This is a genomic window from Streptomyces sp. NPDC028368 (genome assembly GCF_055565615.1).
The window spans coordinates 142,882-162,281 of the sequence record NZ_JBVHTY010000020.1 but is presented as its reverse complement, the minus strand read 5'-3'; the positions used below and the strand labels follow the sequence as shown (position 1 = coordinate 162,281).

Here is a 19,400-nt window from a genome sequence, read left to right as displayed (position 1 = left end):
GGAGGACACGACCAGCTGCTTGATGTTGAGGATCAGGTCGGTGACGTCTTCCTTGACGCCCGGCACGGTGGTGAACTCGTGCAGGACACCGTCGATACGGATGGACGTGACCGCCGCACCCGGGATCGAGGACAGAAGAGTCCGACGCAGAGAGTTGCCGAGGGTGTAGCCGAAGCCCGGCTCCAGCGGCTCGATCACGAACCGGGAGCGGTATTCGTCGACGACCTCTTCGGTCAGAGAGGGACGCTGAGCGATCAGCATGGTGTTTGATCCTTCAGTCGTGGACGCCCGCTATTTGACGCCCGCTGTATTTCAAAGGGTACGGGCGGTACGGCGCCAATGGCTCCGTACCGCCCCCTGTTCCCTGTGCCGGCTTCGCCGGCGGGTTCAGCTCTTACTTGGAGTAGAGCTCAACGATCAGCTGCTCCTGCACCTGGGTGTCAATCACCTGGCGCTCCGGCATGCTGTGCACGAGGACACGCAGCTGCGAGGGGATCGCTTCCAGCCAAGCCGGAACGGTCTTCTCGCCGGCCTCGGCCTGAGCCACCTGGAAGGGGGTCAGGTTCCGGGACTTCTCGCGGACCTCGACGATGTCGTTCACGGACACGCGCGCCGACGGGATGTCGGTCTTGCGGCCGTTCACGTTGACATGTCCGTGACGGACCAGCTGACGAGCGTGGTCACGGGACTTGGCAAAGCCGGCCCGGTAGACCACGTTGTCGAGGCGGGTCTCAAGGATGCGCAGAAGGTTCTCACCGGTCTTGCCGGTCTTCTGGTTCGCTTCCTTGTAGTAGTTCACGAACTGCTTCTCAAGGACACCGTAGATGCGGCTGCACTTCTGCTTCTCACGAAGCTGGAGCAGGTACTCGCTGTCCTTGGTGCGCCCGCGACCGTGCTCACCCGGGGGGTAAGGACGGATCTCGATCGGGCACTTTGCGCTCTCGCACTTGCTGCCCTTGAGGAACAGCTTCTGCTTCTCCCGACGGCAACGCTTGCAGTCGGCCCCGGTGTAACGCGCCATTGTCTAGTTGTCTCCTACTTCAGGTGGTCAGACGCGGCGACGCTTGGGCGGGCGGCATCCGTTGTGCGGAGTGGGGGTGACGTCCTGGATCGAGCCGACCTCAAGACCGGTCGCCTGCAGCGAACGGATGGCCGTCTCGCGACCCGAACCCGGGCCCTTGACGAAGACGTCGACCTTGCGCATGCCGTGCTCCTGCGCGCGGCGGGCGGCCGACTCGGCGGCCATCTGCGCGGCGAAGGGGGTGGACTTGCGCGAGCCCTTGAAGCCGACATGGCCGGCAGAGGCCCAAGAGATCACGTTGCCCGTGGGGTCCGTGATCGAAACGATCGTGTTGTTGAACGTGCTCTTGATGTGAGCGTGCCCGTGGGCGACGTTCTTCTTCTCCTTGCGGCGCACCTTCTTGGCGCCGGCCGTACGGCCCTTCGGAGGCATGTATTTCTCCCGTGGAGGTGGTCGGTCCTACAGCGAAGACCGCTGATAAGCGTCCGCTGAGGACTACTTCTTGCCCGGCTTCTTCTTGCCGGCGATCGCGCGACGCGGACCCTTGCGGGTACGGGCGTTCGTGCTGGTGCGCTGACCGTGCACCGGCAGACCGCGACGGTGACGCAGACCCTGGTAGCAGCCGATCTCGACCTTGCGGCGGATGTCGGCCTGGATCTCGCGACGGAGGTCACCCTCGGTCTTGAGGTTGTTGTCCACGTACTCGCGGATCTTGACCAGGTCTTCCTCGGCCAGGTCGCGAACACGGGTGTCCGGGTTCACGCCGGTGGCGGCGAGGGTCTGCTGCGACAGCGTGCGCCCGATACCGAAGACGTAGGTGAGGGCGACCTCGACGCGCTTTTCGCGCGGGAGATCAACGCCTGCGAGGCGTGCCATTGATGTGGCTCCTGATGGCTATTCGGAGGTCTTCCACAGCACCGTTCCCGTAAGACTCTTCAGAATTACGAGCCGGGTCCCCGGCCTCCGAGCCGGGGGTATCGTCCCCACGCAAGTGATGCGGGGGTCGGGTGTCTGCGTATGTACGTTTTACGTGCGTCGCGCGAAAAACTGCGAAATGCAGGTTGGTCGGCGTGCGTCAGCCCTGGCGCTGCTTGTGGCGCAGGTTGTCGCAGATGACCATGACCCGGCCGTGGCGGCGGATCACCTTGCACTTGTCGCAGATCTTCTTGACGCTCGGCTTGACCTTCATGGGATGTGAGGTTCTCCGGGTCAGTGCCGTCACCCCACGGGAGCGGGGCGCCGACAAGATCTACTTGTAGCGGTAGACGATCCGGCCACGCGTCAGGTCGTACGGAGAGAGCTCCACCACGACCCGGTCATCCGGGAGGATACGGATGTAGTGCATCCGCATCTTGCCACTGATGTGCGCGAGGACCTTGTGACCGTTCTGGAGCTCTACTCGGAACATTGCGTTCGGCAGAGACTCGATCACGGTGCCCTCGATCTCGATGGCACCTTGCTTCTTGGCCACGCTTCGCCTTTCGAATCGGCTACCTTGATCGACACTCGTTATCACGGATGACACCTATCTGGGCACACGGATGCACGAGAGCCGACGCGTCAGTCTACGCCAGTGCCTGTGAAAAGACGAATCCAGGATTATTGCCCACCAGGCGTGATCCTTATGCCAGGGGGTCCGGCGCCGCCGTGATCCCCAGCTCCGCCAGCTTGGCCTTGCCGCCGTCCGGCGCGGTCAGCACCAGCGGGCCCTCCTCGGTCAGCGCGACCGAGTGCTCCCAGTGCGAGGACCAGCTGCCGTCGTTCGACTTGACCGTCCAGTCGTCCTCGAGGACGTGAGTCTTGGCGGTGCCGAGATTGACCATCGGCTCGATCGCGATGCAGAAGCCCGGCACCAGCTTGGGGCCGCGGCCGCGCTTGCGGTCGACGTAGTTCAGCAGATGCGGGTCCATGTGCATCTGCGAGCCGATGCCATGGCCGCCGTAGTCCTCGACGATGCCGTACTTACCGCTGGCGGGCCGGGGCTGGCGACGGATGTAGCCCTCGATCGCCTTGGAGATGTCGACCAGACGGTTGCCCTTGGCGACCGCGGCGATGCCCGCCCACATCGACTCCTCGGTGACGCGGCTGAGCTCGACCAGCTGCGCGGAGTGACCGGACCCGACGAAGGCGGTGTACGCGGCGTCGCCGTGCCAGCCGTCGATGATCGCGCCGCAGTCGATGGAGATGATGTCCCCGTCCTGGAGGACCGTCTCGGTGTCGGGGATGCCGTGGACCACGACGTCGTTCACCGAGGTGCAGATCGTCGCGGGGAACCCGCCGTAACCGAGGAAGTTCGACTTCGCGCCGTGCTCGGCCAGCACCTTGCGCGCCGCGTCGTCCAGGTCCTTGGTCGTGGCGCCGGGCACCGCAACCTTCCGGGTCGCCGCGTGAATGGCGGCGACCACCAGCCCCGCCTCGCGCATCTTCGCGATCTGGTCCGGGGTCTTGATCTCCACCATGGCCGTGTCTTCCGCCTTCGTTCTCGTCCGTCGGTCCGTGCTGCTCGAAACAACAGTACGGCCGCGGTGCCCACCAGGACACCGCGGCCGTACAGAGCTGCTGAGAGCTGCTGACTTACTCGCCGGCCTTCAGCGCGGCCATCGCCCGCTCCGTCACCTCGGACACCTTACCGAGCGCCGGGATCGTGACGACCAGATCCTGGGCCTTGTAGTAGTCGATGATCGGCTCGGTCTCCGTGTGGTAGACCTCCAGCCGCTTGCGGACGGTCTCCTCACGGTCGTCCTCGCGCTGGTACAGCTCGCCGCCGCAGGCGTCGCAGACACCCTCGGTCTTCGGCTTGTTGTACTCCGCGTGGAAGACGTGGCTGCTGTCCTTGCGGCAGATCCGCCGGCCCGCGATCCGCTTGACGACCTCGTCCTCGGGGACCTCAAGGTCCAGGACGGCGTCCAGCTTGAGGTTCTTGGCCTTGAGGTAGTCGTCCAGCGCCTGGGCCTGGCCCAGGTTGCGCGGGAAGCCGTCGAGCAGGAAGCCCTCGGTGGCGTCCTCGTGCTCCATGCGGTCCTCGGCCATGCCGATGGTCACCGAGTCCGGTACGAGGTTCCCCGCGTCCATGTAGGACTTCGCCTCGACACCCAATGGCGTGCCCTGGCTGATGTTCGCGCGGAACAGGTCCCCCGTGGAAATGTGCGGGATCCCGAGGTTCTTGGCGAGGTACGCGGCCTGCGTACCCTTCCCGGCCCCCGGAGGTCCGACGAGGACGATTCGCATCAGCGGAGGAACCCTTCGTAGTTGCGCTGCTGAAGCTGACTCTCGATCTGCTTAACGGTCTCCAGGCCCACACCCACGATGATCAGGATGCTCGTCCCGCCGAACGGGAAGTTCTGGTTCGCGTTGAACAGCACCAACGCCACTGTTGGTACGAGTGCGATCAGCCCCAGGTACAGCGAGCCCGGCCACGTGATCCGGTTGAGCACGTAGCTGAGGTACTCGGCCGTCGGGCGACCAGCCCGGATACCCGGGATGAAGCCACCATACTTCTTCATGTTGTCGGCAACTTCTTCGGGGTTGAAGCTGATGGCGACGTAGAAAAAGGCGAAGAAGACGATCAGCAGGAAGTACGTAACGATGTAAACCGGGTGATTTCCCTTGGTGAAGTTGGTGGCGATCCAGGTCGCCCATCCCGCCTTCGACCCGCTGAACTGTGCAATGAGGGCCGGAATGTAGAGCAGCGATGACGCGAAGATGACGGGAATCACACCCGCCTGATTCACCTTGAGCGGGATGTACGTGGACGTACCGCCATAGGACCGGCGGCCGATCATCCGCTTCGCGTACTGCACCGGAATGCGCCGCTGCGCCTGCTCGACGAAGACCACCAGGGCCACCATCGCCAGGCCCACGACGATCACGCCGAAGAACTCGATCCAGCCGTCGGCGAGCTTGCCGGTGAGCTTGATCTGCCACAGGGCACCAGGGAAGCCGGCAGCGATCGAGATGAACATCAGGATCGACATGCCGTTGCCGATACCGCGGTCGGTGACGAGCTCACCGAGCCACATGATCAGGCCCGTACCGGCGGTCATCGTGATGACCATCGTGATGGTGGTGAAGATGGAGTCGCTGGGCACGATCTCGCTGGCGACCGGGCAGTTCTGGAAGAGCGCGCCGCTGCGGGCGGTGGCCACCAGGCCGGTGCCCTGCATGATGGCGAGCGCCACGGTCAGATAGCGGGTGTACTGAGTGATCTTCGCCTGGCCGGACTGCCCCTCTTTCTTGAGGGCCTCCAGCCGCGGGATCACCACGGTCAGCAGCTGGAGGATGATGCTCGCCGTGATGTACGGCATGATCCCCAGCGCGAAGATCGTGATCTGGAGCAGCGCACCACCGCTGAACATGTTCACCAGGGCGAACAACCCGCTGTTGCCGCCGGCCTGCTTCATGCAGGTCTCGACGTTCGCGTAGTTCACCCCCGGGACCGGGACGTGCGCCCCGATCCGGTAGAGCACCACGATGCCCAACGTGAACAGCAGCTTCTTGCGCAGGTCGGGCGTCTTGAACGCTCGGGCGAACGCGGTGAGCACGGTGCCTCCTGCGCCTCCCGCCTCGTAAGCGAGAGGTGACGGTCTTGAGGATCGACGAATACTTGGCGGCCAAAACCACACAGGCGGGGCCCGCGCGGCGGGGGTCCGGGGCAAAGCCCCGGAAAACAACAGTGCCTGCCACCTTACCGGCGACCGTACCCCCCATGGAACGACCAACCGGGGATGCCCCAATCAATGGGCATCCCCGGTCAGTTGAACCAACGAACTCAGATGAGCTCGGTGACGGTGCCGCCGGCAGCGGCGATCTTCTCCTTGGCGGAGCCGGAAACGGCGTCAACCGTCACCTGCAGCGCCACGGAGACCTCGCCGGCGCCAAGCACCTTGACGAGCTCGTTCTTGCGCACCGCGCCCTTGGCGACCAGGTCGGCCACCGTAACCTCGCCACCCTGCGGGTAGAGCTCGGCCAGCTTGTCCAGGTTCACGACCTGGAACTGCTTGTGCGCGGGGTTCTTGAAGCCCTTCAGCTTCGGGAGGCGCATGTGGAGGGGCATCTGCCCGCCCTCGAAGCGCTCCGGAACCTGGTAACGGGCCTTCGTGCCCTTGGTACCACGACCAGCGGTCTTACCCTTGGACGCCTCACCACGACCGACACGGGTCTTGGCGGTCTTGGCGCCCGGGGCGGGCCGGAGGTTGTGGACCTTCAGCGGGTTGTTCTCCGCCATGTCAGTCGACCTCCTCAACCGTCACGAGGTGGCGGACGGTGTGCACCATGCCGCGGAACTCGGGGCGGTCCTCCTTGACAACCGAGTCGTGCAGGCGCTTGAGCCCGAGCGACCGAAGGGTGTCACGGTGGTTCTGCTTGCTACCGATGAAGGACTTCGTCTGCGTGATCTTGAGGTGCGCCATTACGCGGTCACCCCGGCACGCGCCCGCAGCAGAGCGGCGGGAGCAACGTCCTCCAGCGGCAGGCCACGACGGGCCGCGATCTCCTCGGGGCGCTGAAGGCCCTGAAGCGCGGTCACCGTGGCGTGCACGATGTTGATCGGGTTCGACGAACCGAGCGACTTGCTCAGCACGTCGTGGATGCCCGCGCACTCCAGAACGGCGCGCACCGGGCCACCGGCGATCACACCGGTACCGGGGGAAGCCGGCTTGAGCAGGACGACGCCCGCAGCCTTCTCGCCCTGGATGGGGTGCGGGATGGTGCCCTGGATACGCGGGACCTTGAAGAAGCTCTTCTTGGCCTCTTCCACGCCCTTGGCGATGGCCGCGGGAACTTCCTTGGCCTTGCCGTATCCGACACCTACGGTGCCGTCACCGTCGCCCACCACGACCAGCGCGGTGAAGCTGAAACGGCGACCACCCTTGACAACCTTGGCGACGCGGTTGATCGCGACAACGCGCTCAACGTACGCGGTCTTCTCGGCGGCAGCGCCACCGTCGCGACCCTTCCGGTCCCGCCGCTCGCCGCCACCGGCACCGCTTCCGCGGCGCTGGGGTCCAGCCATTGGATTTACCTCTCTCTGTTACGTCCGCTAGCTCCGGAACCGGGGCTTAGAACTTCAGCCCGGCTTCGCGGGCGGCGTCGGCCAGAGCGGCAATCCGCCCGGCGTACTGCTTGCCACCACGGTCGAACACGACGGCCTCGACACCGGCGGCCTTAGCACGCTCGGCAACCAGGGCGCCAACCTTCTTGGCCTGAGCGCTCTTGTCGCCCTCGCCACCACGGATGGACGCGTCCAGGGTCGACGCGGAGGCCAGCGTGTGGCCCGCGATGTCGTCGATGACCTGCGCGGTGATGCCGCGGTTGGAACGCGTCACCACCAGACGCGGACGCGCCGGCGTACCCGAAATCCGCTTACGGATGCGGATGTGGCGACGCTTAGCGGCAGCGCGCTTGTAGGCGTTACCCTTAGCGATCTTCACACCGTATGCCATGGCTTACTTACCAGCCTTTCCGACCTTGCGGCGGATGACCTCGCCGGCGTACTTGACGCCCTTGGCCTTGTACGGGTCAGGCTTGCGCAGCTTGCGGATGTTCGCCGCAACCTCGCCGACCTTCTGCTTGTCGATGCCCTCGACGCTGAGCTTGGTCGGGGACTCGACCTTGAAGGAGATCCCCTCGGGGGCCTCGATCAGGATCGGGTGGCTGTAGCCCAGCGCGAACTCCAGGTTGGAGCCCTTCGCCTGGACGCGGTAACCGACACCGCTGATCTCGAGCGCCTTGCTGTAGCCCTGGGTCACGCCGGTGATCATGTTCGCCACCAGCGTGCGGGACAGGCCGTGCAGGGCCTTGTTCTGACGCTCGTCGTTCGGGCGGGTGACGGCGATGACGCCGTCCTCACCCTTGGCGACCTCGATGGGCGCGGCGACGGTGTGCTCAAGGGAGCCCTTGGGACCCTTGACCGACACCTTGCGGCCCTCGATGGTGACGTCCACACCAGCGGGAACCTGGATGGGCAGCTTGCCAATACGCGACATTAGCTATTCCTCCGTTCCCTGGTTACCAGACGTAGGCGAGGACTTCCCCACCCACGCCCTTCTTGCTGGCCTGCTGGCCGGTCAGGAGACCGTGGGACGTGGAGATGATCGCCACGCCCAGGCCGCCGAGGACCTTCGGCAGGTTGGTGGACTTTGCGTAGACCCGAAGGCCCGGCTTCGAGATTCGCTTGATGCCGGCGATCGAGCGCTCGCGGTTCGGGCCGAACTTCAGCTCGAGGGTGAGGTTCTTGCCGACCTCAGCGTCCTCGACGCGCCAGCCGGTGATGTAACCCTCCTGCTGGAGGATCTCCGCGATGTGCGACTTGATCTTGCTGTGCGGCATCTCGACGGTGTCGTGGTACGCCGAGTTCGCGTTCCGCAGACGGGTCAACATGTCTGCGATGGGATCAGTCATGGTCATGAATTGGCCTTCGGCCTCTCTCGCCGGGGTTTCCTATGTGCGCCATCCCTCTCCCCGATCAGAGTCGGGACGGGTGCGGCGCGGGGACCTACGGCGTAGTAAGCGACGTTATGCGGGCTTCGCCCGCGGTCGGTCTCGGGCGGCGGGGCGCCCAAACCCCTCCACTCTACGGGAGAAGGGGCGGGGCGCCCGCCGACCGGTTGCTTACCGAGAGCCTCCAGGTAATCCCAACTAGGGGATTACCAGGAGCTCTTGGTCACGCCCGGCAGCTCGCCACGGTGAGCCATCTCACGAAGGCACACGCGGCACAGGCCGAACTTACGGTAAACGGAGTGCGGGCGGCCGCAGCGCTGGCAGCGCGTGTACGCACGCACACCGAACTTCGGCTTGCGAGCAGCCTTGGCAATCAGAGCCTTCTTCGCCATCTCGCTCACGCCTCCTTGAACGGGAAGCCGAGGTGACGAAGGAGGGCCCGGCCCTCGTCGTCGTTGGTCGCCGTGGTGACCACGGTGATGTCCATACCCCGGGTACGGTCGATCTTGTCCTGGTCGATCTCGTGGAACATGACCTGCTCCGTGAGACCGAAGGTGTAGTTGCCCCGGCCGTCGAACTGCTTCGGGGACAGACCACGGAAGTCGCGGATGCGCGGCAGCGCGAGCGACAGCAGGCGGTCCAGGAACTCCCACATACGGTCACCACGGAGGGTGACGTGGGCACCGATCGGCTGGCCCTCACGCAGCTTGAACTGCGCGATGGACTTACGGGCCTTGGTGACGGCCGGCTTCTGGCCGGTGATCGTGGTGAGGTCCTTGATGGCACCCTCGATCAGCTTGGAATCGCGGGCGGCGTCGCCCACACCCATGTTGACCACGATCTTGGTCAGACCGGGGATCTGCATGACGTTCTCGTAGGAGAACTCGTCCTTCAGCTTCCCGGCGATCTCTTCGCGGTAGCGCTGCTTGAGACGCGGCGCGTTGGTGGTGGCAGTCATCAGATGTCCTCACCGGTCCGCTTGGCAACGCGGATCTTGTTGCCTTCGTCGTCGAAGCGGTATCCGACGCGGGTGACAACCTTCTGGCCGTCCTTCTCCACGACCAGCTGAACGTTGCTGATGTGGACAGGGGCCTCGGTCGTCACGATGCCGCCGGTCTTCGAACCACGGGCCGTCTGACCGGCCTTGGTGTGCTTCTTGACCCGGTTGACACCCTCGACCAGGACACGGTCCTCGCGGGGGAAGGCCTGAATGACCTTGCCCTGCTTGCCCTTGTCCTTACCGGTGATGACCTGGACCAGGTCGCCCTTCTTGATCTTCATCGGTTACAGCACCTCCGGCGCGAGCGAGATGATCTTCATGAACTTCTTCTCGCGCAGCTCACGGCCCACGGGGCCGAAGATACGGGTGCCGCGGGGGTCGCCATCGTTCTTGAGGATGACGGCCGCGTTCTCGTCGAAGCGGATGTACGAGCCGTCCGGACGGCGGCGCTCCTTGACGGTGCGAACGATGACGGCCTTGACGACGTCACCCTTCTTCACGTTGCCACCGGGGATCGCGTCCTTCACGGTGGCGACGATGACGTCACCGATGCCCGCGTAGCGGCGACCCGAGCCACCGAGAACACGGATGCAAAGGATTTCCTTCGCACCAGTGTTGTCGGCGACGCGCAGTCGCGACTCCTGCTGGATCACGTCTATCTCCTGAATGTCTGCCGGTTCCCGGCGAGAAGCGCGAGTGTTCACGCTTCTCGCCGAGCCTGGCGGAACTGTTCCTAGGGGGTCCCCCTAGGAGGGATTACTTGGCCTTCTCGAGGATCTCGACGATGCGCCAGCGCTTGGTGGCGGACAGCGGCCGGGTCTCCATCAGGAGGACGCGGTCGCCGACACCGGCAGCGTTCTGCTCGTCGTGCGCCTTGAGCTTGTTGGTACGGCGGATGACCTTGCCGTACAGCGCGTGCTTGACGCGGTCCTCGACAGCGACGACGACGGTCTTGTCCATCTTGTCGCTGACGACGAGACCCTCACGGGTCTTGCGGAAACCGCGGTCGTTGGTCTCAGTCACATTCTTCTCGCTCATCAGGCGCTCTCCACCGTCTCGATGCCCAGCTCGCGCTCACGCATCAGGGTGTAGATCCGGGCGATGTCCTTACGGACGGACTTGAGCCGACCGTGGTTCTCGAGCTGCCCGGTCGCCGCCTGGAAGCGGAGGTTGAACAGCTCTTCCTTGGCCTCACGGAGCTTGGCGACGAGGTCCTCGTCGTTCAGCTCGCGCAGCTCGGACGCCTTGGTAACGGCCGACATCACGATTCACCTGCCTCGCGCCGAACGATGCGGCACTTCATCGGAAGCTTGTGGGCGGCGCGGGTCAGCGCCTCCTTAGCAACCTTCTCGTTCGGGAAGGACAGCTCGAACATCACCCGACCGGGCTTGACGTTCGCGACCCACCACTCCGGAGAACCCTTACCGGAACCCATGCGGGTTTCGGCCGGCTTCTTCGTGAGCGGGCGGTCCGGGTAAATGTTGATCCAGACCTTGCCGCCACGCTTGATGTGACGGGTCATCGCGATACGAGCGGACTCGATCTGACGGTTCGTCACGTAAGCCGGGGTCACGGCCTGGATGCCGTACTCACCGAAGGCCAGCTCGGTGCCACCCTTGGCCATACCACTGCGCTTCGGGTGGTGCTGCTTGCGGTGCTTGACCCTGCGAGGGATCAGCATGTCGGTCAGGCCTCCGTTCCGGGGGTCTCCGCCGGAGCAGCGGCAGCGGCCTCGGCCTTGGGGGCCTCGGCAGCGGCGCTCTGCTGCTGCGGCTTACGGCCACCGCGGCCACCGCGCTCGCCACCACCGCGACGCGGGCGGTCGTTGCCGCCACCGCGAGCCGGGCGGTTACCCGCACGGGCGGCAGCGTTCTCGGCGCGAACCTCGGCGATGTTCTTGACGTCGCCCTTGTAGATCCAGACCTTCACACCGATACGGCCGAAGGTGGTCTTGGCCTCGAAGAAGCCGTAGTCGACGTTCGCACGGAGCGTGTGCAGGGGCACACGGCCCTCGCGGTAGAACTCCGAGCGGGACATCTCGGCGCCGCCGAGACGACCGCCGCACTGGATCTTGATGCCCTTAGCGCCGGCCTTCATCGTCGACTGCATGCTCTTACGCATGGCGCGACGGAAGGAGACGCGGGACGAGAGCTGCTCGGCAACGGCCTGGGCCACCAGCTGAGCATCGGTCTCGGGGTTCTTGACCTCGAGGATGTTCAGCTGGACCTGCTTGCCGGTCAGCTTCTCCAGCTCGCCGCGGATGCGGTCCGCCTCGGCGCCGCGGCGGCCGATGACGATGCCCGGACGAGCGGTGTGGATGTCAACGCGGACGCGCTCACGGGTGCGCTCGATCTCAACCTTCGAGATACCGGCGCGCTCCATGCCCTTCGTCATCATGCGACGAATGGCGACGTCTTCCTTGACGTAGTCCTTGTACAGCTTGTCGGCGTACCAGCGCGACTTGAAGTCGGTGGTGATGCCGAGCCGGAACCCGTGCGGGTTTACCTTCTGGCCCATTACCGGGTTCCTTCCTTGCTGCTGACGACCACGGTGATGTGGCTGGTCCGCTTGCGGATCCGGTAGGCACGGCCCTGGGCACGCGGCCGGAACCGCTTCAGGGTCGGGCCCTCGTCGACGTACGCCTCGGAAATCACGAGGCTGCCGGCGTCGGTGTGGTCGTAGTTGTGTGCAGCGTTGGCAATGGCGCTGTCCAGCACCTTGCCAACCGGCACGCTCGCGGCCTGCGGGGCGAAACGCAGGACCGCCTGAGCCTCCGTGGCATCCATGCCACGGATAAGGTCCACCACGCGGCGGGCCTTCATGGGCGTGACGCGGATGTACCGCGCCTGGGCCCTGGCTTCCATGGTTGTCCCTTCGGTGTCAGTCATAGTCTTCGCACTCCGCCGATCAACGACGCCGCGACTTGCGGTCGTCCTTCTCGTGGCCGCGGAAGGTGCGGGTCGGCGCAAACTCGCCGAGCTTGTGGCCGACCATCGACTCGGTGACGAACACCGGGACGTGCTTGCGGCCGTCGTGCACCGCGATCGTGTGGCCGAGCATGGCCGGGACGATCATGGAGCGGCGGGACCAGGTCTTGATGACGTTCTTGGTGCCAGCATCGTTCTGAACATCCACCTTCTTGGAAAGGTGGTCGTCGACGAAGGGCCCCTTCTTGAGACTGCGCGGCATCTAAACCCGCTCCTAGCGCTTCTTGTTCGTCTTGCGGCGGCGGACGATGTACTTGTTGCTCGCCTTCTTCGGCGAACGAGTACGACCCTCCTTCTGACCCCACGGCGAGACCGGGTGGCGACCACCGGAGGTCTTGCCCTCACCACCACCGTGCGGGTGGTCGACGGGGTTCATCACGACACCACGCACGGTCGGGCGGACGCCCTTCCAGCGCATACGGCCGGCCTTGCCCCAGTTGATGTTCGACTGCTCGGCGTTGCCGACCTCGCCAACAGTGGCGCGGCAGCGGACGTCGACCAGGCGGATCTCACCGGACGGCATACGAAGGTGGGCCATCGCGCCCTCCTTCGCCAGCAGCTGCACGGAGGCACCGGCCGAGCGGGCGAACTTCGCACCGCCGCCCGGACGCAGCTCGATCGCGTGGATGGTCGTACCCACGGGGATGTGGCGCAGCGGCAGGTTGTTGCCCGGCTTGATGTCGGCGCCAGGGCCGTTCTCAATCCGAGCACCCTGGGCCAGGCCACGGGGCGCGATGATGTAGCGCTTCTCGCCGTCTGCGTAGTGCAGCAGCGCGATGCGCGCGGTGCGGTTGGGGTCGTACTCGATGTGCGCGACCTTGGCCGGCACGCCGTCCTTGTCGTGACGACGGAAGTCGATCACTCGGTAGGCGCGCTTGTGGCCACCGCCCTGGTGGCGAACGGTCACACGACCGGCGTTGTTACGGCCGCCCTTGCTGTGCAGCGGGCGGACCAGCGACTTCTCCGGCGTGGACCGCGTGATCTCGACAAAGTCGGCGACGCTGGAGCCACGACGGCCCGGGGTCGTCGGCTTGTACTTGCGGATACCCATTTCTCAGTCCTCGTCCGATTCCGGACGACTCGACCTCCGTCAGGAGGTCGGGCCGCCGAAGATGTCGATACGGTCGCCCTCGGCGAGGGTCACGATGGCGCGCTTGGTGTTCGCGCGCTTGCCGAAACCGGTCTTGGTGCGCTTGCGCTTACCCTGACGGTTGATCGTGTTGACCCCGGTGACCTTGACCGAGAAGACCGCCTCGACGGCCTGCTTGATCTGGGTCTTGTTGGCGCGCGGGTCGACGACGAACGTGTACTTGTTCTCGTCCAGCAGCGCGTAGCTCTTCTCGGAAACCACCGGCTTGACCAGAAGGTCGCGCGGGTCCGTGAAGGTCTTGCTGGTGACGACGGCCTCAGTCATCAGGCCTCGCTCCCTTCGGTCTCAGCGGCCTTGGGGCCAGACACGAAGGACTCGAAGGCGGCCTTGGTGAAGACCACGTCGTCCGAAACGAGCACGTCGTACGTGTTCAGCTGGCCCGGCTCCAGGAGGTGAACCTGGGGCAGGTTACGGGCGGACAGCCACGCGGCCTCGTCGCTGCGCTCGACGACCAGGAGCACGTTCTTGCGCTCGCTGACCTTGCCGAGGAGAGTCTTGGCGGCCTTGGTGGAGATGTCGCCCTCGACCACGCCGGAGACGACGTGGATGCGGCTGTTGCGGGCCCGGTCGGTGAGGGCACCGCGCAGGGCGGCAACCTTCATCTTCTTCGGGGTCCGCTGGCTGTAGTCACGCGGCACGGGGCCGTGGACAACGCCACCGCCGGCGAACTGCGGCGCACGGGTCGAACCCTGGCGCGCGCGGCCGGTGCCCTTCTGGCGGTACGGCTTCTTGCCACCGCCGCGGACCTCGCCACGGGTCTTGGTCTTGTGCGTGCCCTGACGGGCAGCGGCCAGCTGTGCGACAACGACCTGGTGGATCAGCGGAATGCTGACCTTGGCGTCGAAGATCTCCGTGGGGAGCTCGACGGTACCGGCCTTGTCGCCTGCCGGCGAAAGGATGTCAATGGTGCTCATCGGTTACCTCAGGCCCCCTTGGCCGCGGTACGGACCAGGACGAGGCCGCCGTTCGGACCAGGAACTGCGCCCTTGATGAGCAGCAGGCCCTTCTCCGCGTCAACGGCATGGACGGTCAGGTTCTGGGTGGTGACCCGCTCATTGCCCATACGGCCGGCCATCCGCATGCCCTTGAACACGCGGCCCGGGGTGGCGCAGCCACCGATGGAGCCAGGCTTACGGTGCACGCGGTGGGCACCGTGGGACGCCTTGCCGCCATGGAAGCCGTGACGCTTCATGACGCCGGCGAAGCCCTTGCCCTTGCTCTTGCCGGTCACATCCACCTTGACGCCGGACTCGAAGGTCTCAGCGGTCACTTCCTGGCCGAGGGTGTACTCACCGGCATCGGTGGTACGGACCTCGACGAGGTGGCGACGGGGGGTGACGTCGGCCTTCGCGAAGTGGCCCTTGAGGGGCTTGTTCACCTTGCGCGGGTCGATCTCGCCGAAGGCGATCTGGACGGAGTCGTAGCCGTCCTGGTCATTGGTGCGCACCTGGGTAACGACACAGGGGCCGGCCTTCACCACGGTCACCGGGACGACACGGTTGTTCTCGTCCCAGACCTGGGTCATGCCGAGCTTCTCGCCCAGGATGCCCTTGATCTGCTTTGCCATCTCTTCCGCGCCTCTCAGAGCTTGATCTCGATGTCAACGCCGGCCGGAAGGTCCAGGCGCATCAGCGAGTCAACGGTCTTGGGCGTCGGGTCGAGGATGTCGATCAGGCGCTTGTGCGTGCGCATCTCGAAGTGCTCGCGCGAGTCCTTGTACTTGTGCGGCGACTTGATGACGCAGTACACGTTCTTCTCAGTGGGCAGCGGCACCGGGCCCGCGACCGACGCACCAGTACGGGTCACCGTCTCGACGATCTTCTTCGCCGACGTGTCGATGACCTCGTGGTCGTAGGCCTTGAGCCGGATGCGGATCTTCTGTCCCGCCATGGCTACTTCGTAGTCCTGTCTCTCGTAACGCTCTGGGACCCGGCAGGTTCGCGTCCTTCTCCGACCCACGCGGTCGGGCGTGTCGCGCCCCTTCCCGTAAATCTCCGCAAGGGAGATCCTTCAAGAAGGAGAAAGCGGGGGAAGAACACCCACCGGGCGCCTGGCCGAGGCACCCCGCTGACGCTTCCCGGAAGATTCCCGTATTTCCGGCCCTGAGAAGGGACGACGAATACCTGGGACTCGCTTCCAGTCCTCCCGGCGGGAGGCGCGCAGCATCGGCACTCAACCGAGCAACCTGGACAGTGTGCCATAGGTGGGATGCGTAAGGCCAATCGAGGCCCAACTGTCAAGGAGCCCCGCCCACCTAATGGTGGACGGGGCTCCCTGACTGAGCTGTTACCGGGTCTCCCCGATCAACAATTACTTGTTGATCTTGGTGACCTGGCCGGCGCCGACGGTCCGGCCACCCTCACGGATGGCGAACTTCAGGCCCTCCTCCATGGCGACCGGCTGAATCAGCTCGACCGTCATCTCGGTGTTGTCGCCCGGCATGACCATCTCGGTGCCCTCGGGGAGGGTCACGACGCCGGTCACGTCCGTGGTACGGAAGTAGAACTGCGGGCGGTAGTTGTTGAAGAACGGGGTGTGACGGCCACCCTCGTCCTTCGACAGGATGTACGCCTGGGCCTCGAACGAGGTGTGCGGCGTGACCGAACCCGGCTTGATGATGACCTGGCCGCGCTCGACGTCCTCGCGCTTGATGCCACGGAGGAGCAGACCGACGTTCTCACCGGCCTGGCCCTCGTCGAGGAGCTTCCGGAACATCTCGATACCGGTGACCGTGGTGGTGGTCTTCTCGGTCTTGATGCCGATGATGTCGACGGTCTCGTTGACCTTGAGGACACCACGCTCAATACGACCGGTGACAACGGTGCCACGGCCGGTGATCGTGAAGACGTCCTCGATCGGCATCAGGAACGGCTTGTCGACGTCACGCTCGGGCTGCGGGATCGACTCGTCGACGGCCTTCATCAGGTCGAGGACGGACTTGCCCCACTCGGCGTCGCCCTCGAGCGCCTTGAGCGCCGAGACCTTGACGACCGGAACGTCGTCGCCGGGGAACTCGTACTCGGAGAGGAGCTCACGGACCTCGAGCTCGACGAGCTCCAGGATCTCCTCGTCGTCCACCATGTCGGCCTTGTTCAGGGCGACAACGATGTAGGGAACGCCGACCTGGCGGGCCAGGAGCACGTGCTCCTTGGTCTGCGGCATCGGGCCGTCGGTGGCGGCAACCACGAGGATGGCGCCGTCCATCTGCGCCGCACCCGTGATCATGTTCTTGATGTAGTCCGCGTGACCGGGGCAGTCAACGTGCGCGTAGTGACGCGACTCGGTCTGGTACTCGACGTGCGCGATGGAGATCGTGATACCGCGCTGGCGCTCCTCAGGAGCCTTGTCGATCTGGTCGAAGGCCGAGGCCTCGTTCAGGTCCGGGTACGCGTCGTGCAGCACCTTGGTAATGGCGGCCGTGAGGGTCGTCTTACCGTGGTCAATGTGACCGATGGTGCCGATGTTGACGTGCGGCTTAGTCCGCTCGAACTTCGCCTTCGCCACTGGTTCCTCCTGAAGTGGTTCTGTACGCCTTACTCATCGGCGCCAGGTGATCTTTGCTGGGATGCCGGCTGCCGGGGCATTCCTCACGGATTGCGGGGATTACCCCGGCAGACGGTGTCAAGCCTAAAGCGTGTTCCGGCTCTCGAGAGACGGACCTATTCGCCCTTGGCCTTCGCGATGATCTCCTCGGCGACGTTCCGGGGAACCTCGGCGTAGGAGTCGAACTGCATCGAGTAGCTTGCGCGACCCGAGGTCTTGCTGCGGAGGTCTCCGACGTAGCCGAACATCTCCGACAGGGGGACCAGGCCCGTGACGAGCTTGGCGCCGCTGCGCTCTTCCATGGACTGGATCTGACCACGGCGGGAGTTGATGTCGCCGATCACATCGCCCATGTAGTCCTCGGGCGTGGTGACCTCGACCTTCATCATCGGCTCGAGCAGGGCCGGGGAGGCCTTGCGGGCGGCCTCCTTGAAGGCCATCGAACCGGCGATCTTGAAGGCCATTTCCGACGAGTCGACCTCGTGGAAGGCACCGTCGAGGAGGGTGACCTTGACGCCCGTCAGCGGGTAGCCGGCGAGCACACCGAACTCCATGGCCTCCTGGCAGCCCGCGTCCACGGACGGGATGTACTCCCGCGGGATACGGCCACCGGTGACCTTGTTCTCGAACTCGTACCCGTCGCCCTCGAGCGGCGCGATCGCGATCTGCACCTTCGCGAACTGGCCGGAACCACCAGTCTGCTTCTTGTGCGTGTAGTCGAGACGCTCGACGGCCTTGCGCAGGGTCTCGCGGTACGCGACCTGCGGCTTGCCGACGTTGGCCTCGACCCGGAACTCACGGCGCATACGGTCGACCAGCACGTCGAGGTGCAGCTCGCCCATACCCGCGATGATGGTCTGGCCGGTCTCCTCGTCGGTGTGGACCTGGAACGACGGGTCCTCTTCGGCGAGGCGCTGGATGGCGACACCCAGCTTCTCCTGGTCGCCCTTGGACTTGGGCTCAATGGCGACCTGGATGACCGGGGCCGGGAAGTCCATCGACTCCAGGATCACCGGGTGCGCGGAGTCGCAGAGGGTCTCACCGGTGGTGGTCTGCTTCAGACCCATGACGGCGACGATGTCACCGGCACCCACCGACTCGATCTCCTCACGCTTGTTCGCGTGCATCCGGTAGATCTTGCCGATGCGCTCCTTCTTGCCCTTCACCGAGTTCTGCACCTGCGAGCCGGCCTCGAGGCGGCCCGAGTACACGCGGATGAAGGTGAGCTTGCCCAGGTGGGGGTCGCTCGCGATCTTGAAGGCAAGAGCGGACAGCGGCTCGTCGTCGGACGGCTTGCGCACGAGAACCTCGTCCGCGTCCTTGACCGACTGACCCTCGACGGCGCCGACGTCCAGCGGCGACGGGAGGTAGCGGGCCACGCCGTCGAGCAGGGGCTGGACGCCCTTGTTCTTGAAGGCGGTACCGCAGAAGACCGGAGTAACGGTCGTGGTGCCCTGGCCGGTGGAGGCGAGGGTGATACGACGGATGGCGGCGTGCAGCTGCTCCTCGGTGGGCTCCTGGCCCTCCAGGTACAGCTCCATCATGGCCTCGTCGTTCTCCGCGACGGCCTCGAGGAGCTTGCCGCGCCACTCGTCGGCAGCCTCGGCGTGCGACGCCGGGATCTCGACGGTGTCGTACATCTCGCCCTTGGCGGCCTCGGCGGACCAGACGAGCGCCTTCATCTTTACGAGGTCGACGACGCCCTTGAAGTCCATCTCGGTGCCGATCGGCAGCTGCATGACCAGCGGCACCGCGCCCAGGCGGTCCGAGATCATGTCGACGCAGCGGTGGAACTCCGCGCCGGTCCGGTCGAGCTTGTTGACGAAGCAGATACGCGGAACGCCGTAGCGGTCCGCCTGACGCCAGACGGTCTCGGACTGCGGCTCAACACCGGCAACGCCGTCGAACACCGTCACGGCACCATCGAGGACGCGCAGGCAGCGCTCCACCTCGACGGTGAAGTCGACGTGGCCCGGGGTGTCGATGATGTTGATGGTGTGGTCGACGTTGTTCAGCGGCCAGTGGCAGGTCGTCGCGGCAGACGTGATCGTGATGCCGCGCTCCTGCTCCTGCTCCATCCAGTCCATCGTGGCAGCGCCGTCGTGGACTTCACCGATCTTGTAAGAGACACCGGTGTAGAACAGGATCCGCTCGGTGGTGGTCGTCTTGCCCGCGTCGATGTGGGCCATGATCCCGATGTTGCGGACCTTGGCCAGGTCAAGCGAAGTGGTGGCCATATCGGCTCAATCTTCTCTCGGTCTC

General features: G+C 65.2%; 31 protein-coding genes and 1 pseudogene. All 32 read right to left on the bottom strand.

Features of this window, described 5'->3' with window-relative positions:
- Positions 1 to 261 (bottom strand): annotated as a pseudogene (locus ACZ4S3_RS34935) (DNA-directed RNA polymerase subunit alpha); the annotation flags it as partial.
- Positions 262 to 394: 133 nt separating this feature from the next.
- Positions 395 to 1,021 (bottom strand): 30S ribosomal protein S4, encoded by a 627-nt coding sequence (gene rpsD / locus ACZ4S3_RS34930; RefSeq protein WP_467941834.1) that lies wholly within the window; start codon positions 1,019 to 1,021, stop codon positions 395 to 397.
- Positions 1,022 to 1,048: 27 nt separating this feature from the next.
- The gene (gene rpsK / locus ACZ4S3_RS34925) at positions 1,049 to 1,453 is read right to left on the bottom strand and encodes a 30S ribosomal protein S11 (protein WP_004571845.1); all 405 of its coding nucleotides are present in this window, start codon (positions 1,451 to 1,453) and stop codon (positions 1,049 to 1,051) included.
- Between the two features lie 63 nt (positions 1,454 to 1,516).
- Positions 1,517 to 1,897: a 30S ribosomal protein S13 gene (rpsM, locus tag ACZ4S3_RS34920; RefSeq protein WP_006604894.1), complete on the bottom strand. Its 381-nt coding sequence runs from the start codon at positions 1,895 to 1,897 to the stop codon at positions 1,517 to 1,519.
- Positions 1,898 to 2,096: 199 nt separating this feature from the next.
- Positions 2,097 to 2,210: a 50S ribosomal protein L36 gene (gene rpmJ, locus ACZ4S3_RS34915; protein WP_003956441.1), complete on the bottom strand. Its 114-nt coding sequence runs from the start codon at positions 2,208 to 2,210 to the stop codon at positions 2,097 to 2,099.
- A 60-nt stretch (positions 2,211 to 2,270) separates the two neighbouring features.
- Positions 2,271 to 2,492, bottom strand: coding sequence for a translation initiation factor IF-1 (gene infA, locus ACZ4S3_RS34910; RefSeq protein ID WP_014047798.1), 222 nt, complete (start codon positions 2,490 to 2,492; stop codon positions 2,271 to 2,273).
- Between the two features lie 151 nt (positions 2,493 to 2,643).
- On the bottom strand, positions 2,644 to 3,480 hold the full coding sequence (map, locus tag ACZ4S3_RS34905; RefSeq protein ID WP_467941830.1) for a type I methionyl aminopeptidase: 837 nt from the start codon (positions 3,478 to 3,480) through the stop codon (positions 2,644 to 2,646).
- A 115-nt stretch (positions 3,481 to 3,595) separates the two neighbouring features.
- On the bottom strand, positions 3,596 to 4,249 hold the full coding sequence (locus ACZ4S3_RS34900) for an adenylate kinase (RefSeq protein ID WP_467941828.1): 654 nt from the start codon (positions 4,247 to 4,249) through the stop codon (positions 3,596 to 3,598).
- Positions 4,249 to 5,562, bottom strand: a complete 1,314-nt coding sequence (gene secY, locus ACZ4S3_RS34895; RefSeq protein WP_467941826.1) for a preprotein translocase subunit SecY — start codon at positions 5,560 to 5,562, stop codon at positions 4,249 to 4,251. Before secY ends, ACZ4S3_RS34900 begins: the two co-directional genes overlap by 1 nt.
- Before the next feature lie 227 nt (positions 5,563 to 5,789).
- Positions 5,790 to 6,245 carry a 50S ribosomal protein L15 gene (gene rplO / locus ACZ4S3_RS34890; RefSeq protein ID WP_467941824.1) on the bottom strand — a complete coding sequence of 152 codons (456 nt, stop codon included), beginning with the start codon at positions 6,243 to 6,245 and terminating at the stop codon, positions 5,790 to 5,792.
- Position 6,246: 1 nt separating this feature from the next.
- Positions 6,247 to 6,429: a 50S ribosomal protein L30 gene (gene rpmD, locus ACZ4S3_RS34885; protein ID WP_467941822.1), complete on the bottom strand. Its 183-nt coding sequence runs from the start codon at positions 6,427 to 6,429 to the stop codon at positions 6,247 to 6,249.
- Positions 6,429 to 7,031, bottom strand: a complete 603-nt coding sequence (gene rpsE / locus ACZ4S3_RS34880; RefSeq protein WP_381679244.1) for a 30S ribosomal protein S5 — start codon at positions 7,029 to 7,031, stop codon at positions 6,429 to 6,431. The genes rpmD and rpsE overlap by 1 nt, the downstream gene beginning before the upstream one ends.
- A 46-nt stretch (positions 7,032 to 7,077) precedes the next feature.
- Entirely contained in the window at positions 7,078 to 7,461 is a 384-nt protein-coding gene (gene rplR, locus ACZ4S3_RS34875) for a 50S ribosomal protein L18 (protein ID WP_046927450.1), read from the bottom strand.
- 3 nt (positions 7,462 to 7,464) lie between these two features.
- A complete protein-coding gene (gene rplF / locus ACZ4S3_RS34870; protein ID WP_467941819.1) occupies positions 7,465 to 8,004 on the bottom strand; it encodes a 50S ribosomal protein L6 in 540 nt (179 codons plus the stop codon).
- A 22-nt stretch (positions 8,005 to 8,026) separates the two neighbouring features.
- Positions 8,027 to 8,425 carry a 30S ribosomal protein S8 gene (gene rpsH, locus ACZ4S3_RS34865; protein ID WP_467941817.1) on the bottom strand — a complete coding sequence of 133 codons (399 nt, stop codon included), beginning with the start codon at positions 8,423 to 8,425 and terminating at the stop codon, positions 8,027 to 8,029.
- A gap of 239 nt (positions 8,426 to 8,664) precedes the next feature.
- Entirely contained in the window at positions 8,665 to 8,850 is a 186-nt protein-coding gene (locus tag ACZ4S3_RS34860) for a type Z 30S ribosomal protein S14 (protein WP_003956452.1), read from the bottom strand.
- Between the two features lie 5 nt (positions 8,851 to 8,855).
- Positions 8,856 to 9,416, bottom strand: a complete 561-nt coding sequence (rplE, locus tag ACZ4S3_RS34855; protein WP_030062891.1) for a 50S ribosomal protein L5 — start codon at positions 9,414 to 9,416, stop codon at positions 8,856 to 8,858.
- Positions 9,416 to 9,739 carry a 50S ribosomal protein L24 gene (rplX, locus tag ACZ4S3_RS34850; RefSeq protein ID WP_382972592.1) on the bottom strand — a complete coding sequence of 108 codons (324 nt, stop codon included), beginning with the start codon at positions 9,737 to 9,739 and terminating at the stop codon, positions 9,416 to 9,418. Before rplX ends, rplE begins: the two co-directional genes overlap by 1 nt.
- Before the next feature lie 3 nt (positions 9,740 to 9,742).
- Positions 9,743 to 10,111 carry a 50S ribosomal protein L14 gene (gene rplN / locus ACZ4S3_RS34845; protein ID WP_003998823.1) on the bottom strand — a complete coding sequence of 123 codons (369 nt, stop codon included), beginning with the start codon at positions 10,109 to 10,111 and terminating at the stop codon, positions 9,743 to 9,745.
- A 103-nt stretch (positions 10,112 to 10,214) separates the two neighbouring features.
- Entirely contained in the window at positions 10,215 to 10,496 is a 282-nt protein-coding gene (rpsQ, locus tag ACZ4S3_RS34840) for a 30S ribosomal protein S17 (RefSeq protein WP_248865559.1), read from the bottom strand.
- Positions 10,496 to 10,720, bottom strand: coding sequence for a 50S ribosomal protein L29 (rpmC, locus tag ACZ4S3_RS34835; RefSeq protein ID WP_397843743.1), 225 nt, complete (start codon positions 10,718 to 10,720; stop codon positions 10,496 to 10,498). The genes rpsQ and rpmC overlap by 1 nt, the downstream gene beginning before the upstream one ends.
- Positions 10,720 to 11,139, bottom strand: coding sequence for a 50S ribosomal protein L16 (gene rplP / locus ACZ4S3_RS34830; protein WP_006604880.1), 420 nt, complete (start codon positions 11,137 to 11,139; stop codon positions 10,720 to 10,722). Before rplP ends, rpmC begins: the two co-directional genes overlap by 1 nt.
- Positions 11,140 to 11,144: 5 nt before the next feature.
- Entirely contained in the window at positions 11,145 to 11,975 is an 831-nt protein-coding gene (rpsC, locus tag ACZ4S3_RS34825; protein ID WP_159481491.1) for a 30S ribosomal protein S3, read from the bottom strand.
- Complete coding sequence (gene rplV / locus ACZ4S3_RS34820) at positions 11,975 to 12,322, bottom strand: 50S ribosomal protein L22 (protein WP_006604878.1); 348 nt, start codon at positions 12,320 to 12,322, stop codon at positions 11,975 to 11,977. Before rplV ends, rpsC begins: the two co-directional genes overlap by 1 nt.
- Positions 12,323 to 12,365: 43 nt before the next feature.
- Positions 12,366 to 12,647 carry a 30S ribosomal protein S19 gene (gene rpsS, locus ACZ4S3_RS34815; protein ID WP_018090899.1) on the bottom strand — a complete coding sequence of 94 codons (282 nt, stop codon included), beginning with the start codon at positions 12,645 to 12,647 and terminating at the stop codon, positions 12,366 to 12,368.
- A 12-nt stretch (positions 12,648 to 12,659) separates the two neighbouring features.
- On the bottom strand, positions 12,660 to 13,496 hold the full coding sequence (gene rplB / locus ACZ4S3_RS34810) for a 50S ribosomal protein L2 (RefSeq protein WP_006604876.1): 837 nt from the start codon (positions 13,494 to 13,496) through the stop codon (positions 12,660 to 12,662).
- 39 nt (positions 13,497 to 13,535) lie between these two features.
- Positions 13,536 to 13,859, bottom strand: coding sequence for a 50S ribosomal protein L23 (gene rplW / locus ACZ4S3_RS34805; protein WP_467941813.1), 324 nt, complete (start codon positions 13,857 to 13,859; stop codon positions 13,536 to 13,538).
- The gene (rplD, locus tag ACZ4S3_RS34800) at positions 13,859 to 14,509 is read right to left on the bottom strand and encodes a 50S ribosomal protein L4 (RefSeq protein WP_467941811.1); all 651 of its coding nucleotides are present in this window, start codon (positions 14,507 to 14,509) and stop codon (positions 13,859 to 13,861) included. The genes rplW and rplD overlap by 1 nt, the downstream gene beginning before the upstream one ends.
- Before the next feature lie 8 nt (positions 14,510 to 14,517).
- Positions 14,518 to 15,162 (bottom strand): 50S ribosomal protein L3, encoded by a 645-nt coding sequence (gene rplC, locus ACZ4S3_RS34795; RefSeq protein WP_030986140.1) that lies wholly within the window; start codon positions 15,160 to 15,162, stop codon positions 14,518 to 14,520.
- Positions 15,163 to 15,176: 14 nt separating this feature from the next.
- Positions 15,177 to 15,485, bottom strand: coding sequence for a 30S ribosomal protein S10 (gene rpsJ / locus ACZ4S3_RS34790; protein WP_004571821.1), 309 nt, complete (start codon positions 15,483 to 15,485; stop codon positions 15,177 to 15,179).
- A gap of 420 nt (positions 15,486 to 15,905) precedes the next feature.
- Positions 15,906 to 17,099 carry an elongation factor Tu gene (gene tuf / locus ACZ4S3_RS34785; RefSeq protein ID WP_052859607.1) on the bottom strand — a complete coding sequence of 398 codons (1,194 nt, stop codon included), beginning with the start codon at positions 17,097 to 17,099 and terminating at the stop codon, positions 15,906 to 15,908.
- Positions 17,100 to 17,254: 155 nt separating this feature from the next.
- Positions 17,255 to 19,375 carry an elongation factor G gene (gene fusA, locus ACZ4S3_RS34780; RefSeq protein WP_467941808.1) on the bottom strand — a complete coding sequence of 707 codons (2,121 nt, stop codon included), beginning with the start codon at positions 19,373 to 19,375 and terminating at the stop codon, positions 17,255 to 17,257.
- Positions 19,376 to 19,400: the final 25 nt, after the last annotated feature.